Source organism: Streptomyces ferrugineus, from assembly GCF_015160855.1.
Classification (GTDB): Bacteria; Actinomycetota; Actinomycetes; order Streptomycetales; family Streptomycetaceae; genus Streptomyces; species Streptomyces ferrugineus.
The window spans coordinates 5,049,513-5,064,264 of the sequence record NZ_CP063373.1; the positions used below are offsets into that span (position 1 = coordinate 5,049,513).

Genomic DNA, 14,752 nt, shown 5'->3' on the forward strand with positions numbered 1-14,752 from the left:
CGGACACGGGCTGGCTCGTCCTTTCACAGGTCCCGGGAGTTCGGAGGCGTCCGTCCGGCACGCTCCCCTCCGCCGAAGTGAGGAGAGCGATAACGGTCATCCGGCCGAGGTGCGCGGTGAGTTCACCGTCCTAGCATCGCGGAATGCCCAACTCACATGGCATCAAGCGGGTTCAATCACTTGATGTGTTACGTGGCATCGCGATCATCGGAACGCTGCTGAGCAACATCTGGGTCTTCACCAACGATTACGATGTTGGTTCCAGTACGGGGGGTATCAGTCAGCTCGGAAAGCTCGGCGAGGTGCTGCAGGAATACGTCCCGATCGTGTCCACCATGCTGGCGAATGGTAAATTCCTCGGATTGCTGTCCATATTGTTCGGTGTGGGTATGGCCATCCAGTTCGAGTCGGCGCTTCGTCACGGACACCGCTGGCCCTGGCGATACGAGTGGCGTTCGCTGCTGCTGATGGCGGATGGCTTCATCCACTTCGCTCTCGTTGTCTCTATCGACATTCTCATGGGATACGCGTTGGTGGCGATCATCGTCGCCCCACTGCTTCGACTGCGGACCAAGTGGCTGGTCATGGCCACCGCACTCGCCGGCGCGATGCACTTGTTCATGGAGTTCCGCAGGATGACGGAGACGCCTTACGCCGAAGAGCCGCTGCCCGACGATTATTACCGTGATGATTCGGCGCCCACCGGGGAGTGGTCGAATGTGTCCGCCCCCACATACTTTGAGGAAGTGGTCTCACGGATAGACGATTTCTGGGTTCTGCGAGATGAGGCATTCATCGTTGCTCCTCCCCTGTCGGCCTTCCTGTTCCTCTGCGGGGTTCTGCTGTGGCGGGCAGGGCTGTTCAAGGGGGATGAGCGTGCGCGGACGTTGAGCCGCCGGCTCGCGATCGGGGGCCTGGGTCTGGGGATGCCGTTGGCTGTATGGGAGTTCCTGCCCTTGCCGGGCGCGGACGTCGCCTCTGATTTCTCGCGGTACACCATCGCCCCCATCGTGGCCTTCGGGTATCTGGGGCTGACGCTCATCCTGCTGCGGCGCCGTGGCGGCTCCGGGTTCCTCGCCCGGCGGTTCGCCGATGTCGGCAGGACCGCGCTGTCGTGCTACATGCTGCAGAACGTCATCGCCCTGGTGATCTTCAGCCAATGGGGTCATCTGGGACGGTTGGGCAGTCTCGGAACCTTTGCCGCCTGGGCCGGGATCAGCGCCCTGCTGATGCTCGCCGCACACCTGTGGCTGAAACGCTTCCGGCAGGGACCGTTCGAACTGGTATGGAAGGCGGCCGTGGACGCACCCTTCCGCCGTGCCGACCGCACAGGTGAACGCCAGCGGCGCGAGAAGGACACCACCGCGAGTGTCCCGTAGCAGAGATTTCAGGCACGTCTCGATCAGGGAGGCAGCAACTCGTCTGTTCCCGCTATCGGTTGGATCCGCTACGGCCTGGGGCTGCTCTTCGCCGCCGTACCGGCGCACAGCCTCTCTCCCGCACGACGCACCCAACTGTTCACCCAACAACTCAGCCGGCCCTGCCGCGCGGCCTCCTCCGTGCGCGGTAGTCGCCGAGTCGCTCAACGGGCTCACCAGTCGCATCTGCCTATCCGACTCTCGATGCGCACTGTTCCCGTGCCCAGCGATTGGGCTGAACGATCCCGCGTTCCCGTGGGAAGAATCAGTGCGGCCGGGCCCAGCTCTCCAGGAGGTCGATCAGCAGGTCGAGGGCCGCGGAGACGCGGGCCTCGTCTCCGTCGGCGAGCCGGTCGAGGACCAGCCCTCGGACCGCGGCGACCAGCAGGGCGGCCCGCGCCGCGGCTTCCTCGGGCGCCACGCCCGCTGTCACGAATTTCCGGGTGAGCGGATCGCTCCAGTCCCGTGCCACATGGTCGAGGAACGCTCGGTACCGATCGGGGTTGCGCAGCGCCAGCGCATAGAACTCGAAGAACGCGTGCCAGCTCTTGCGCACCGACGGGTCGGTCAGCTGTTCCCAGGCCCGGTGCACCTGGCTCGCCGCGTCGCCTTCGGCCTCGATCGTGGCCCGGATGCGCTCCGCGTGCCGGGCGAGGATGGCCGCCACCATGTCCTCGCGCGGACCGAAGTGGTACTGCAGGGCGTTCGGCGCAACGCCGACGGCGGCGGCGAGTTTGCGCAGCGACAGGTCGTCGACACCGTGCGTGATGACGTGGTCCAGCAACCGGTCGAGCAGCTCCTCGCGGCGCGGACTTTCGGCGTTCGGCGAAGTTCTCATCGAATCCCTCTTGTGCAGTCGTCCAACAGTCTTGCACATTGGTGACAGGTCACGTTGGACGACCGTCCAACGCACGTTTGATCGGGGTTCCCCTATGTCCCTGTCTTCCCGTCGCCTCCGTGGAACCGCGGGCGCCGCCGCGATCGGCGCCCTCGCCGTGTCCGGCATGGGCGCCACCGCCCCGGCGAGCGCCGCACCCCTCACCCCGGGCACCGTCGTGTCCGCGCAGCCGCTGGACAAGAGCCTCTGGATTCCCGGAACCACCGCCAAGGCATTCGAGCTGACCTACACCACCACGAACTCCTTCGGCCATCGCGCGGCCAGCACGGGCACAGTGTTCATCCCCAAGGGCACCGCACCCAAGGGCGGCTGGCCGGTGATCTCCTGGGCGCACGGCACCTCGGGGCTCGGTGACGCGTGCGCGCCGTCCCGGGTGGGCCCGGCCGAACCCGAGCGGGACCTGCCCTATCTGGCCACCTGGATGAAACAGGGATACGCCGTCGTGGCCAGCGACTACGTCGGACTCGGTACCCCCGGCCTGATGCCCTACCTGGACGGGCGTACGACCGCTCACAACGTGGTGGACATGGTGCTGGCCGGGCACAACTTCGCCGCCGAGCACCTCCCTCGCGGCCAGCGCCTGGCCCGCAAGTGGGTCACCATCGGCCAGTCGCAGGGCGCCGGAGCATCGATCTACACCGCGCGCTACGCCACCGAGTTCGGCGGGAAGGCGCTCGACTACCGCGGAGCGGTGGGCACCGGCACCCCCGCCTACATCGAGCTCTTGCTCGCCAAGCTCGGACCTCAGACGCCCACGGTGTCCTCCCACGCCACCGCCTACGCCTCCTACATCCTGGCAGCGCTGCGCCATGTACACCCCGAGCTGGGCATCGACAGCATCCTCACCCCCACCGGCCGTAAGTACGTGAAGCTGGCCGAAACCGCATGCGTCCTCCCCTTCATGGACAAGCTCGCGGGCGTCTCGCTCGGCGACTACTTCACCCGTCCGCTGGCGGCCCTGCCCGACTTCCTGCCGACCGCCCAGAAGTACATGGGCATGCCCGAGAACGGCTACGACAAGCCGTTCTTCATGGGCCACGGCGTCAACGACACCGACGTCCCCTTCGCCAGCACCGCCGCCTACGTAGCCAAGCTGGAGGCCAACCGCCAGCCGGTCACCTTCAAGACCTACCTCAGCGACCACAGCGGAACCATGGTCCAGTCGCAGGCCGACACCATCCCGTTCGTCCAGGCCCTCTTCGCTGACGGCTCCTGAACACTCCAGGCCCACGGCCCTCGACCTGCCACAGCACGGACCGATCGCGAGATGGCAGTGCCCATACAACGGAGATTCGCTCCGCTCAAGGCCCGTTCAACGCAACAGACGTACGGCCGTGAAAAGAAAGGCCATAGGCGAGATGACGTTCCGTAAGGTGCTGGCGAGCATGGGCTCGACTCTCATTGTCCTCGCAGTGATGACATCCGGCGCACCTGAGGCGGCCGCTGCGGCTGCATCACATTCCGGCACCTCACTCCTCGACCCGAGTCTGAAACTGGACTCGTCGTCATGCCTGCCGGAGGACACCGCCACGATGACGGGCCCACGCATCCGCCACATCACAGTCGATCGGACCCGCGTATCGGTTCTGCTGCCACCCGACTACGACGAGTCCAAGCGACGATACCCTGTGTTGTACCTGCTTCACGGAGGGACCAACAACGAGGACAGTTTCCTCACCAGCACAAATCTCGCCTCGGTCACCTCGGCCCTGCCTGATGACGAGCAGTACATCGTGGTCACCCCATTCGCGCAGTACGGCGGCTTCTACGTCGACTGGAAAGACAGCAGTCATCTGATCGAGTCGTTCATCACGAAGTCAGTGATCCCGGCCGTGGACAGCACTTTCCGAACCGAGAGCGATCCGGCTCATCGGGCCGTCGGCGGTATCTCCATGGGCGGGTGGGGGGCCATGCATCTCGGTGTCACCCACCCGGACCTTTTCGGGGCGGTCGGATCGATGTCCGGGCTCCTCAACTCTCAAGACCCGGACCAGCAGGCGGTCATGCTCGCGGTCACCAAAAACCAACGAGAATGTGCGGACGGCGTCAGTACCGGTGCGTACGATCCGTTCGGGATGCTCGGGAACCCGCTTACGGAGGCAGACCGCTGGGCCGCTGCCAATCCGGTGGCCAACTCAAGCCGTTTGGCCGGCAAGGACCTGTGGCTGTCCAGCGGTTCGGGATTGCCGTGCGATGCGGAGGATCTCTCGACGGTCAGCTCGGGAGCCGTCGAGGCCCTCCCCGCGCACACCACGCTTGAGATGTACCTCGCCCTGCAGAAGAACCGAATCGCAAGCACCTACCGGCCGAAGTTGTGCGGCCTGCACACCGTGAAGTACTTCGACATGCAACTGGCCGACTATCTGCCTCACGTGGGGGCCTACTTCGGATCCCTGCCCGAGGATCGTCCGAGCCACTGAAGTTTCTTCGAGTCGGCCACCGATCAGGTGGCCGTCCGCAACGGGCAACGAATGAAGCCCCCTTGTACTCACGCGTCTGAGGCGGGGGTGGACATCCGGTGCGTTCACCGGAGAACCCGGCCTTCGGATGGTCCGCCGCGAGCACACGATGGGGCTGCGCGGAATACCTGAAGGGCAGTTGGCCTTCTCAGCGTGTCGGGGCCGGCACCGTCACGATGAGGATCGCTGCCGAAGCCTTCGATCACGCAGTCGACCAGAGTCTGCTGGGAAAGCGCTGGTCACAGCCACTCGTTGAGGACTCCGACCAGCACGGTGACCTCGTAGCTTGTCGTACCTGGTGGCACAGCCCGGTGGCGCTTGAGGGGGTTGTTCCCACACTCGACCGCATGGCGTTCGCGGTAGTCGGTCTTGTCGAACTTCGGCGGCCGACCGCCCCGCGAGCCGAGTGCCCGGCGGTTGCGGACCCAGTCCGCGGGAACCGGGGATGGTGGCCTTGATCCCGCGTCTGCACAGGTAGGCCCGGTTACGGCGGGAGTCGTACGCCTTGTCGGCCCGCACTCTGTCACGTCGCCTGCGGGAAGTCACCTCGCTGACCGGCCGTGATCAGGACTGACAGCAGCTTCTGCCCCTGCTCGACAGCGAGGTGGATCTTTGTGGTTAGCCCGCCTGGTAACGTCCGAGCCCGTGGCTGTCCGGCTCGACGGCGATGCCACCGGGAGGCTCCTTTACAGGTCCCCTTTCTCGACGCCCCGGCTGCGTACTGGCGGGCCCGGCAGACGGTCGAGTCGACGTTCACGCCCCAGGTGATCAGCCCCTTCGCGCCGGCCTCGGCCTGGAGCCGGGTGACGATCCTGGCCCAGGTTCCGTCCCGCTGCCAGCGGCGGAACAGGTCGTGGACCCGATCCCAGGTGCCGTAGCGTTCCGGCACATCGCGCCACGGGGCGCCGGCCCTCGTCCGCCCCGCATGCCGTCCATCAACTGCCGGCGTGTCCACACCGGTGGACGGCCCGGCTTGATGCCCTGCGGCAATAACGGCTCCCGACGGGCCCCTGACCCACCGTTCGTCAGATCACCACGCCCCACAAGGCTTGATCACCTACGGCTAAGATCCACTTTCACAACAGACCCTAGGCGCATACGAGTGGGGCTCCTGCGATCACGTCCCATGAAGGACACCGTTGGCGAAATCGGCGGTGTCCTGGCGGGACATGCTCCCTCCTGCCTGAGCCGACACCGCGGAGCATCGCCGGGTCCGTGCGCGGGTCGAGCATGCGATCGGCCGGCTGAAGCACTACAAGATCCTTCGTGACTGCCGGCAGCGCTGCGACGGCCTGCACCACGCCGTCCAAGCCGTTGCTCACATGCACAACCTCGCGCCCTGGCCGCGTGATCAGAACAGCTGCGGCCAGGCCCTGACCTGCAAAATCACTGCATCCTTCAGCGCGCTTCAGTCAGCTTGAATGCCGTCGGGCCTGGCACGGAGATGCCGTTCGCGGCAGGGAACGCGGGGCCTCACGTCCGCGAAGGCGGGTGCGTCTCCGGTCTGTCCGGCTCCTCGACATCGGCACGGTGCACACCCGCTCCAGGGTGCCGTCGTCGGCCGTCGATGGAGTGGGCACGTCGTTCGAGTAGCTGGCTCTCGACGAGTTGGCTGATCACGACGATGGCGTTGGACGGTTCGCAAGCCGTCCGGACGGCCTTCTCCCTCAAGCCATCAAGCCGGTCAACTCATAGCGCGGAGACCTACCCGACGCTCAGCCCGAGGCTTGCTCGCCCGCCTGTGCTGCCGCACATGGCTCTGCGCGTCCAACTCGTGCACCAGCATCCGGCATCGCCGTCAGCCCGAGTGTGGCAATCTGCTTCGAGGCATGATAGTTATGATTTAAGCTTTTCAGGTCGCAACTAGATGGACGTCAGCTCATGACAGACACGAAACCGCACCTGGACGAGCCGCTACGCCGCCCCGTCGGCGCTGCGCTCGTCCTCGGCGACACCAAGCTGAGCTACCTCCCGGGCGGCATGGGCACACTCAAGGCCCGGCCCTGGCCGCCCAAGCCCACCGACGAGTTCTGGGCGCAGCACCCCGAGTACCTCATGGCGTGCGGGGCCCTGGTCACAGCGCCGGACACCGCACGTACGTCATCAACGCCGGGGGCAGCAAGCCATCGCCCGCCGCGACGCCTTCCACCCCCCCCCCATCCAGATCGCCCACCCGCTCCGAGAATGCGTCGCCGACCACAATCCACCACCCTGAACCACAGCCCCGTCCCCGCACTCGCCGAACCCGGCACCGCCGGATTCGGCATCCACTTCGCCGGAGTTGCTTCGGTCACGTCCCATCGAAGACCTACCGACCTGACAGCTTCTCGGTGCCTGAACCGAGCCCAGCAGCACACCTGCACGCGCGGGAGACGGTCCCGCCAGCAGTGTCCGATCAAGAATCATTACTGGAAGGAGTTGTTCCATGGATGTCAGTGAGGCTTTGGACCTGGCCTTGGAGCGGGGGGAGACAGGGATCCACGCGGCCGCCTACGTCGGCGGGGAGTTGATAGTGGATGTCCGGGCGGGAACGGTGGCCGACCGGGCTGGAGCGGCGGCCGTGGACGAAGCGACGCTGTTTCCCATCTTCTCGGTGACCAAGGCGGTGACGGCGACCGCGGTCCATTTGCAGGCCGAGCGAGGCCTGCTCGACTACGACGCGCCTGTCGCCGCCTACTGGCCGGAGTACGCGGCCAACGGCAAGGAGGCGGTGACCATTCGCCATGTCCTGACTCACCGGGCGGGCGTTCCGCAGATGCCGCTCGACATCACCCCCGACCGGCTGGGTGACTGGGACTGGATCGCCGGACGCCTCGCCGAGGTGAAGCCGTGGCAGGCGCCGGGGACGGCGAACGCGTACATGCCGTATTCCTTCGGCTGGATCCTGGGGGAGGTTGTGCGGCGGACGGACCCGGTCGACCGTTCCTTCGCCGAGTTCGTGCAGCAGGAGATCTGCCAGCCCCTCGGAGTCGAGAACTTCTGGCTGGGCATCCCGGAGGGGTTCGAGGCTCGCGTCGTCGAGCTCCACAGCTACGACGACTTGCCGATGCCCGAGAAGGGGACGCTGCGGTACGAGGCCGTCCCGCCGCTCGTGCCCTTCACCCCTGCCACCTACAACCGTCCCGAGGTACACCAAGCGGTCATCCCGGGAGCCGGCGGCATCACCGACGCCAGGTCTGTGGCACGCATCTTCTCGCTCCTCGCCAACCGGGGCGAGGTCGACGGCGTACGGCTGCTCTCCGAGAAGCGCGTCCTGGCCTGGCTGGAACCCTCTGACGACATGGGTGGCTACGACGCGACGAACGGGGGACCGGGCAACCCCACAGGGGTGGGCGGCTATGCGCTCAATGTGGACCCGTTCATGACACCCGGCGGCGGGGGCAAGCGAGTGCTCAGCCAGGCCGGCGCCGGCGGGTCGGTGGGCTGGGCCGATGTGGACACAGGCATCTCCATAGCGATCTGCCACAACCGCATGTTCGTCCCCTTCCCCACCGCCGACCCTCCGTTCGCACCCCTGGGCGACGCCCTCTATGAAGCCGCGATGGCAGCGCGCTAAGCACGCGTGACAGCCACGCCGGACGGCAAACGCGCCGAGAACCAAGAGCGCGAAGCCGCTGTCCGAGCCATGGATCGACCCGGCTCGCGGGTACACCGCCCAGGGGTCAGCGACGCCGGAACCCGCCCTGGGTTGGCCAGTGCGGCTCTGCCAGCCCGGCGGTAGCGAAAGAGACGCTCTCAAAAATCGCCCGAATTTTCCGGTCCGGTACATATCGGGCATCTCATAGGCGAATTCCGGAGCCGCTCTCTCGCGGTGCTCACGCAGCACACCACGGATTCACTAATTGAGAAAGGGAAGAAAGAAAATGACTGACAAACTGGAAGACACGGTCCGCCAGACAGCCGACCGCATGGCCATTACCGAACTGATCTACCGGTACGCCCACGGGCACAACCACAACGACGCCGAGGCTATGAACTCCTGTTTCACCGAGGACGCGGTCTTCGTGATGGACGGAGGAGAGCCTCGGCGAGTGAGCGAACTCGGACTGGGAACCCCCCAGGCTCCCGCGACCCTCAGGAAGGCGACCGGTCTCGACCACATCGACACGGCCACCACTTCCATGACCAATGTGAGTGTCGACCTGCAGGATGACACCGCCACCGTCGAGAGCATGGCACTGACCACCCTCGCCGGGCAGCGAGACGGAATGCCGGCAATCCGCTGCCGGGGAATCCGCCTCCATGACGACGTAGTCCGTCGCGACGGGGAATGGAAACTCGCCCGTCGCAGTCACGATCTGCTGTGGGCGTTCGAGCCGACACCGGCGGCCGCGGGCGAGTAGTCACGCCCCATCTTGCGGTCGCGGCAAGGAGTTACCAGCGGCGGGCCTACGGCCCGCCGCTGCGCGTTGAGCAAGGAGACTGCGTCGCTTGAAGTCACGGTGCCGTATCCGCCAACGGCATCCGCTGCCCGACGCCTCTACCTGTGGAGGCAGCGGCGGGCGAGGGCTCACCGCGACAGGGCCTGGAGTGCGCCCTGCCCCTGCTGAGGCAGGGCGGCCCAGCAGGATTGCCCCTTGTGGGCCGGAAGCTCCTCCCGGTGTTCGGCGCCTTCGGGGTGAGCATGCGCCGCCCCCTTCAAGATCATCAACTCGGCGCGCCTCGACTCGCACAGCACAGAGGCCGACTCGATCATGAGACAAGCTGGCACACCCTCGCGCCACTGCGCGCAGCTCCGCGCGCCCGGCTCACGCACCGGCTCACCCAGCCCCCAGCCCATTCCCCAGCCCTGTGAGCCCGACATCACCGGTCACGCCTGGCAATCTCCTTCAGGCTATGATAGTTATTAGATGAACCATTCGGGATCATAACTAGATCGGGCCGAGGGGCTCCGCCTCCTTCGGGCTTCCGCATCGACACCCTCGCGCTCGGCAACAGGCTCAGTTCATCCAGGACAGCGTGGGCCGACCTCTCGTCACCCGGTAAAGGAGTTCGCACATGAAACTGCTCAGGACTACGACCCATCGAGCAACGCCGGCACGTATCGGCAGGCCGGTCAGTTCGTCGGCCATGGAGGCTGTGATCGACCAGCCGGGGCCGATCGAGCTCAAGACGGTCGGTACGGACTGGGAGGCCAATCTTTCGGGACTGCTCAATCTGAAGGATCCCAAGGCCGTCAAGGCGGGGCTGAAGGAGCGCAAGGAGCCGATCAAGATCTACACCCATGTCGTACGGCATCCCACACAGGGTTTCTTCATGGTGGACACGGGTGTCTCACAGCAGCTTGTGGAGGATCCCGCCGGCGTGGGGGTCGAATGGGTACTGAGGAAGTACGGCGGCATCGACAAGATGCATGCCCGGCCGAGCACTGCGGAGATCATCGCAGCAGAAGGAGTTCCCCTGGACGGGGTCTTCATGACCCACCTCCACCTCGATCACGTCACCGGACTGCCGGACATCGCAAAGGATGTCCCGATCTACACGGGCGCCGATGAAGCGGAGGCATCGCTCTTTTTGAACCTGTTCGCCCAGGGGACGAACAACCACCTCCTGGAGGGAAGGCCCCCGCTCCAGGAACTCGAGTTCACGAAGGACCCGGACGGAAGGTTCGAAGGGGTGAACGACGTCTTCGGTGACGGCTCGCTCTTCGCGATCCTGACCCCGGGACACACCAAGGGACATCTCGCTTTCGTCGCCCGCACGACGACAGGTCCGGTACTCATGACCGGTGACGTGTCCCACACACGCTGGGGCTGGGAGAACGACGTCGAGCCGGGAACCTTCCTCGCCGACCGGCAGCCCAGCCGTGAGAGCCTGCTCAAGTTGAAGGCGCTGAGCAGGCGTCACCCGCGCATGACTGTGAAGTTGGGCCACCAGCCCTGAGCCCGGATTGCTGCGATATTCAGCGGGCGAGCGGGCCCGTAATACCAGACGCCCTTTGTGCGGCATGAGAGAAGCAGCAGTCTGAGGTCCGTCCTGTAACGGCTGGCCGGATGCCGTGATCTCGCTGTGTCCGTGTGATCACCGCGTCGGGGGTCGCCCTGGACCGCCCCGTCCGCTGGACCGAGCCCAGCAGTTCGGCAAGTCGGCCACCGCGTTACGACACGAAAGTACGGTTCCGAGTTGCAAAGGGCAGGCTATGGAGCCTGCCCTTGCAGCACCGGGTTCTGCTGCTCACCGCCTGCTGGCAGACGAACCTGACGCTGTGCCAGCTCGCCTCGCTGTTCAGGGTGTCCAAGTCTCTTCCGCCCGGATCCTCAACCCTTTCGGGCCGTTACCCGCCCTGCGGGAACGCACGCGGTTCCGCAAGAAGACCGTGCTGACTGCGGACGGCACCCTGATCCCCACCTGTGATCACACGGTTCGCCGAGCAGTCGAAGAACCATCGGTGCTCCGCGGGCCGCTGGGTCGTCATCGACGCCGACACTCACTCGTCGCCGCCGGCAAACAGTCCCCGGTGACCGCGACGACCGCAGGGAGAGGGAACAGTCCGGTGCCAGATCCGTCGTCCGCACGACGGTGACAGCCGCCGACGGCGGGTTGCCGAGGCGTCGGCCCAGTCATCCCGCACCGACGGAAACCAGACCAGAGCCGCCCCCGGTCCCGCAAGAGGAACAACGCCTCCGACTCCACTCCCTGGGCCCCTGACCGGTCTTCATGCGAATCGCACCAGGCCGGTCGGCGGCATCTCAAGCCCTACGAGAGTGCAACGAAACACAGAGGAGCATCATGGACAAGTCCTTCCGGCTCGCCGCGGCGATCGCCGCGACGGCGGCCGTCCTCGTCTCGGCACCCGCCGCGTCCGCGGGGACGCGAGGCGCGCACGACGGACCGGTCGTCAGCCACATCAAGACCACGGTCGCGTTCGACTACGCGGCCGGAGAGTCGGCCGAGAACATCACGGTCAACCCTGACGGCTCAACGACCATCTCCATGGTCGGCATCACCGCGGGCAAGCCCCCGAAGCTGGAGCGCATCAGCCCCACCGGGCACCGCACCGTACTCGTCACAGGCCAGGCGGGCGATACGATCCTCGGCAACACCCGAGGCCCCGACGGCACCGTCTACTACAACGTGATGTCCTCCGACGCCTCCCGGGCCGGCATATGGGCGCTGGCTCCCGGCGGCAAGCCCCACCGCATCGCGGCCCTGCCCACCAACAGTCTCCCCAACGGCCTGGCCATCGACCCGGCCGGGCGCACCGTGTACGCCGCCGACAGCAACAGCGGCACCATCTGGGCCGTTCCGTCCTCCGGTGGCACGGCCACCGCATGGCTGACGGACGCCGCCCTCGCCCCCGTGCCGTCGGCGCCTCAGCCGATCGGCGCGAACGGGCTCCGTTTCCACAACGCCGCCCTGTGGGTCTCCAACACCAACCACGGCACGCTGATGCGCGTCCCGGTCACCACCGCCGGCAAGCCCGGCCGGATCCACGTCGTCTCCAGCCACGTCGCCGGCATCGATGACTTCGCCTTCCTCAGTACTCGCTCCGATGTGGTCGTCGCCGCAGTGAACTTCCGGAACGAGGTCGTCGTGGTCTACCCGGACGGGACCGCTCGGACCGTGCTGACCAGCGCGGACGGCCTCAACAACCCCACCGCCACCGCGATACGCGGACGGTGCCTCTACATCACCGACGCCGGCTTCAGCGCCCCCAACGCCCCGAAGCTGCAGCAAGGGAAGATCAACATCTCGGCTCTGCTCAGCGCAGCACACTCCTGACACAGGCAGGCCGGTGAACGTCGTTCGGCCCGCCCGGTCCGGCCGCCCCTCGCCGCGGTGCTCAACTGCGTGACGGCCGTGTCATGCCGGCCGGGCGGCCCGAGTGGCTCGCCCTCCAGGTGCGCACCGCCGTGACGGCTCTCGCCTCGCAGCCCTTCCTCATCGCCGCTTCGCTGCCGGTTCGATGGCTGGAAGCCCGGCGGAATCATAGTTCTGCTGAGCCTGCTGTTCATCGCGATACGGGTCCTTGACGCGGGTGTGCTGCTCAAAGCCTCTGCTCGGCCGCCCAGCAGGCGGACAGACTCAGCGTGACCGCCCTCGGCAGTTCCGTTACCGAGGCGAACCGGGTGAGCCGCGTCACCGACCGCCTGGCCGGTCGCGCAGCCGCCGCATGTGGGGTGGCTGCCGGGTGCGGGGTCGGCCGTTCGGTCGAGGACGGTGTTCGTTCTCTGGCCGTTCGGCCGAGGCGGCGCCGGCCGGGGTGATCGGAGAGTGGGGCACGGCCCCGTCGCCCTTCCTGTCCGCAGCCGTCCATACCCGCGAAGGACGCTTCCATGCCCCGTACCGCCCGCGTAGTCGCTCTGGCCGCCGCAGGCCTGCTCGCCGCCCTCGCCGTACCCCTCGCCGAGGGCGCGACCACGTCCACCGCCCCGCCCGCGGCCGCCGACCACCCTGCCTCTCTCGACCGGTACTACCGCCAGCACCCGACCTGGCGCCGGTGCGACACCGACACCCCCGCCTCCTACCAGTGCGCCACCATCACCGTCCCCGTCGACTACGCGCACCCCGACGGCCAGACGCTCCACCTGCGGATCTCACGGATACGCACCAGCACCCCGGGCAAGCGGCACGGCGTCCTGCTGTCCAACCCCGGCGGCCCCGGGAGCACGGGCCTGGGAGACCCCGTGCAGCTCAAGGACACCCTGTCCAAGAGCGTCCTGCAGCGGTACGACCTGATCGGCTTCGACCCACGCGGCCTGGGCACCAGCAGCCCACTGCACTGCGGTATGACCGAGGACGAAGCGGACTCCTCAGAGCCCTACCGCCCCTACCGGGCCGCCACCTTCGCCAAGGAAACCGCGCGCGCCCGTGACATCGCCGCCAAGTGCACCACCCGCAACGGCAGCCGGCTGCTGCCGCACATCAACACCCGCAACGCCGCGCGGGACATGGACGTCATCCGTGGCGTGCTGGGCGAGCGGAAGCTCTCCTACCTCGGCTGGTCCTACGGCACCTATCTCGGCGCCGTCTACACCCAGCTCTTCCCCCGGCACAGCGACCGCATGGTCCTCGACAGCGCGGTCGACCCGAACCGGTTCGGCAGGGGCCTCGGCCTGGCCATGGCGGCCGGCGCCGAACCCGTGTTCAAGGACTGGAGCCGGCTGATCGCCCGCCGCGAGAGCACCTACCACCTCGGCGACACACCCGCGAAGGTCCGCGCCGCCTTCCGCCAGCTCGTCGCGCGCGCCGACCGCACCCCGCTGCTCTACCAGGGCGACGACCCCGAACACCAGGGCCGGGCCCTCACCGGTGCCGACATCCGTTCCTGGCTGCGCTGGTCCTTCGGCGCCGACCCCGACCAGGCCGCCCGCGACGTCGCCGCCCTCCGCAAGTCCCGCCCCGCCCCCCGCACGGCACGCCCGGACACCAGCGCCGCGGGCACGGCGGACGACAACAGCGTCGGCCTGTACTGGGCGATCACCTGCGGCGACAACACCGCGTCCTGGCCCCGTGATCCGGCCCGCTACCAGCGTGACGCCCAACGCGAGAGCGCCCGCCACCCCCTCTACGGAGACTTCGCCGCCAACATCACCCCGTGCGCCTTCTGGCCCCGCGGCGCGGAACCGGCCACCCACATCGACAACACGGTCGGCGCCCTCGTCGTACAGAACCAGTGGGACCCCCAGACCCCGCTGTCCGCGGGCCGTGCCATGCACCACGCCCTGCACGGCTCCCGAATGGTGCAGGTCCGCGGCGGCCGCGGCCACGCCGTCTACGCCCTCCCCGGCGCCCCCGCCTGCGTCACCCGCACCGTCGACGCCTACCTCACGGACGGGCGTCTGCCGGCGGGCGACGTCACGTGCGGTTCCTGAGACCGGCCTCCCACGGCGCGGCTCTCGGGACGATGTACAAGGCGCGCGGCGGAGGAAGGGCTGATCGGCTGCGGAACTCAGCGTTCGCTCCGTTCCCATGATGCGTCCGGCCGGGTGGTGTGCGCGTCGGCAGAGAGCCAGCACGTACACCACGTGTCCGGA

The 14,752-nt window shown here is 67.2% G+C and carries 10 protein-coding genes and 1 pseudogene; 9 read left to right on the forward strand and 2 right to left on the reverse strand.

Annotation, left to right across the window (positions count from 1 at the left end; all coding sequences use genetic code 11):
• Positions 1 to 143: 143 nt before the first annotated feature.
• Positions 144 to 1,379 carry a DUF418 domain-containing protein gene (locus IM697_RS23005; RefSeq protein WP_194037801.1) on the forward strand — a complete coding sequence of 412 codons (1,236 nt, stop codon included), beginning with the start codon at positions 144 to 146 and terminating at the stop codon, positions 1,377 to 1,379.
• Between the two features lie 304 nt (positions 1,380 to 1,683).
• Here IM697_RS23005 and IM697_RS23010 read toward each other — a convergent pair whose 3' ends face one another.
• The gene (locus IM697_RS23010) at positions 1,684 to 2,256 is read right to left on the reverse strand and encodes a TetR/AcrR family transcriptional regulator (protein ID WP_194037803.1); all 573 of its coding nucleotides are present in this window, start codon (positions 2,254 to 2,256) and stop codon (positions 1,684 to 1,686) included.
• A gap of 94 nt (positions 2,257 to 2,350) precedes the next feature.
• Between IM697_RS23010 and IM697_RS23015 the strand changes: the two genes are divergently transcribed.
• Together IM697_RS23015 and IM697_RS23020 are read left to right on the forward strand one after the other, a co-directional pair.
• Complete coding sequence (locus tag IM697_RS23015; protein WP_194037805.1) at positions 2,351 to 3,532, forward strand: lipase family protein; 1,182 nt, start codon at positions 2,351 to 2,353, stop codon at positions 3,530 to 3,532.
• Positions 3,533 to 3,674: 142 nt separating this feature from the next.
• Complete coding sequence (locus IM697_RS23020; RefSeq protein ID WP_194037807.1) at positions 3,675 to 4,736, forward strand: alpha/beta hydrolase; 1,062 nt, start codon at positions 3,675 to 3,677, stop codon at positions 4,734 to 4,736.
• Between the two features lie 562 nt (positions 4,737 to 5,298).
• Here the strand turns inward: IM697_RS23020 and IM697_RS45955 are convergent.
• The gene (locus tag IM697_RS45955; protein ID WP_228044110.1) at positions 5,299 to 5,730 is read right to left on the reverse strand and encodes a transposase; all 432 of its coding nucleotides are present in this window, start codon (positions 5,728 to 5,730) and stop codon (positions 5,299 to 5,301) included.
• Between the two features lie 235 nt (positions 5,731 to 5,965).
• On the opposite strand from IM697_RS45955, the pseudogene IM697_RS44850 reads away from it, so the two are divergent.
• The 6 genes and pseudogenes from IM697_RS44850 to IM697_RS23050 form a co-directional block, all read left to right on the forward strand.
• Positions 5,966 to 6,112: pseudogene (locus IM697_RS44850) on the forward strand (IS5/IS1182 family transposase); the annotation flags it as partial.
• 1,088 nt (positions 6,113 to 7,200) lie between these two features.
• Positions 7,201 to 8,331, forward strand: coding sequence for a serine hydrolase domain-containing protein (locus IM697_RS23030; protein WP_194037809.1), 1,131 nt, complete (start codon positions 7,201 to 7,203; stop codon positions 8,329 to 8,331).
• 307 nt (positions 8,332 to 8,638) lie between these two features.
• Complete coding sequence (locus IM697_RS23035; protein ID WP_194037812.1) at positions 8,639 to 9,118, forward strand: nuclear transport factor 2 family protein; 480 nt, start codon at positions 8,639 to 8,641, stop codon at positions 9,116 to 9,118.
• Positions 9,119 to 9,773: 655 nt separating this feature from the next.
• Complete coding sequence (locus IM697_RS23040) at positions 9,774 to 10,658, forward strand: MBL fold metallo-hydrolase (RefSeq protein ID WP_228044111.1); 885 nt, start codon at positions 9,774 to 9,776, stop codon at positions 10,656 to 10,658.
• Between the two features lie 846 nt (positions 10,659 to 11,504).
• Positions 11,505 to 12,497, forward strand: a complete 993-nt coding sequence (locus IM697_RS23045) for an SMP-30/gluconolactonase/LRE family protein (protein WP_194037814.1) — start codon at positions 11,505 to 11,507, stop codon at positions 12,495 to 12,497.
• 554 nt (positions 12,498 to 13,051) lie between these two features.
• Positions 13,052 to 14,590, forward strand: a complete 1,539-nt coding sequence (locus tag IM697_RS23050) for an alpha/beta hydrolase (RefSeq protein ID WP_194037817.1) — start codon at positions 13,052 to 13,054, stop codon at positions 14,588 to 14,590.
• Positions 14,591 to 14,752 lie beyond the last annotated feature (162 nt).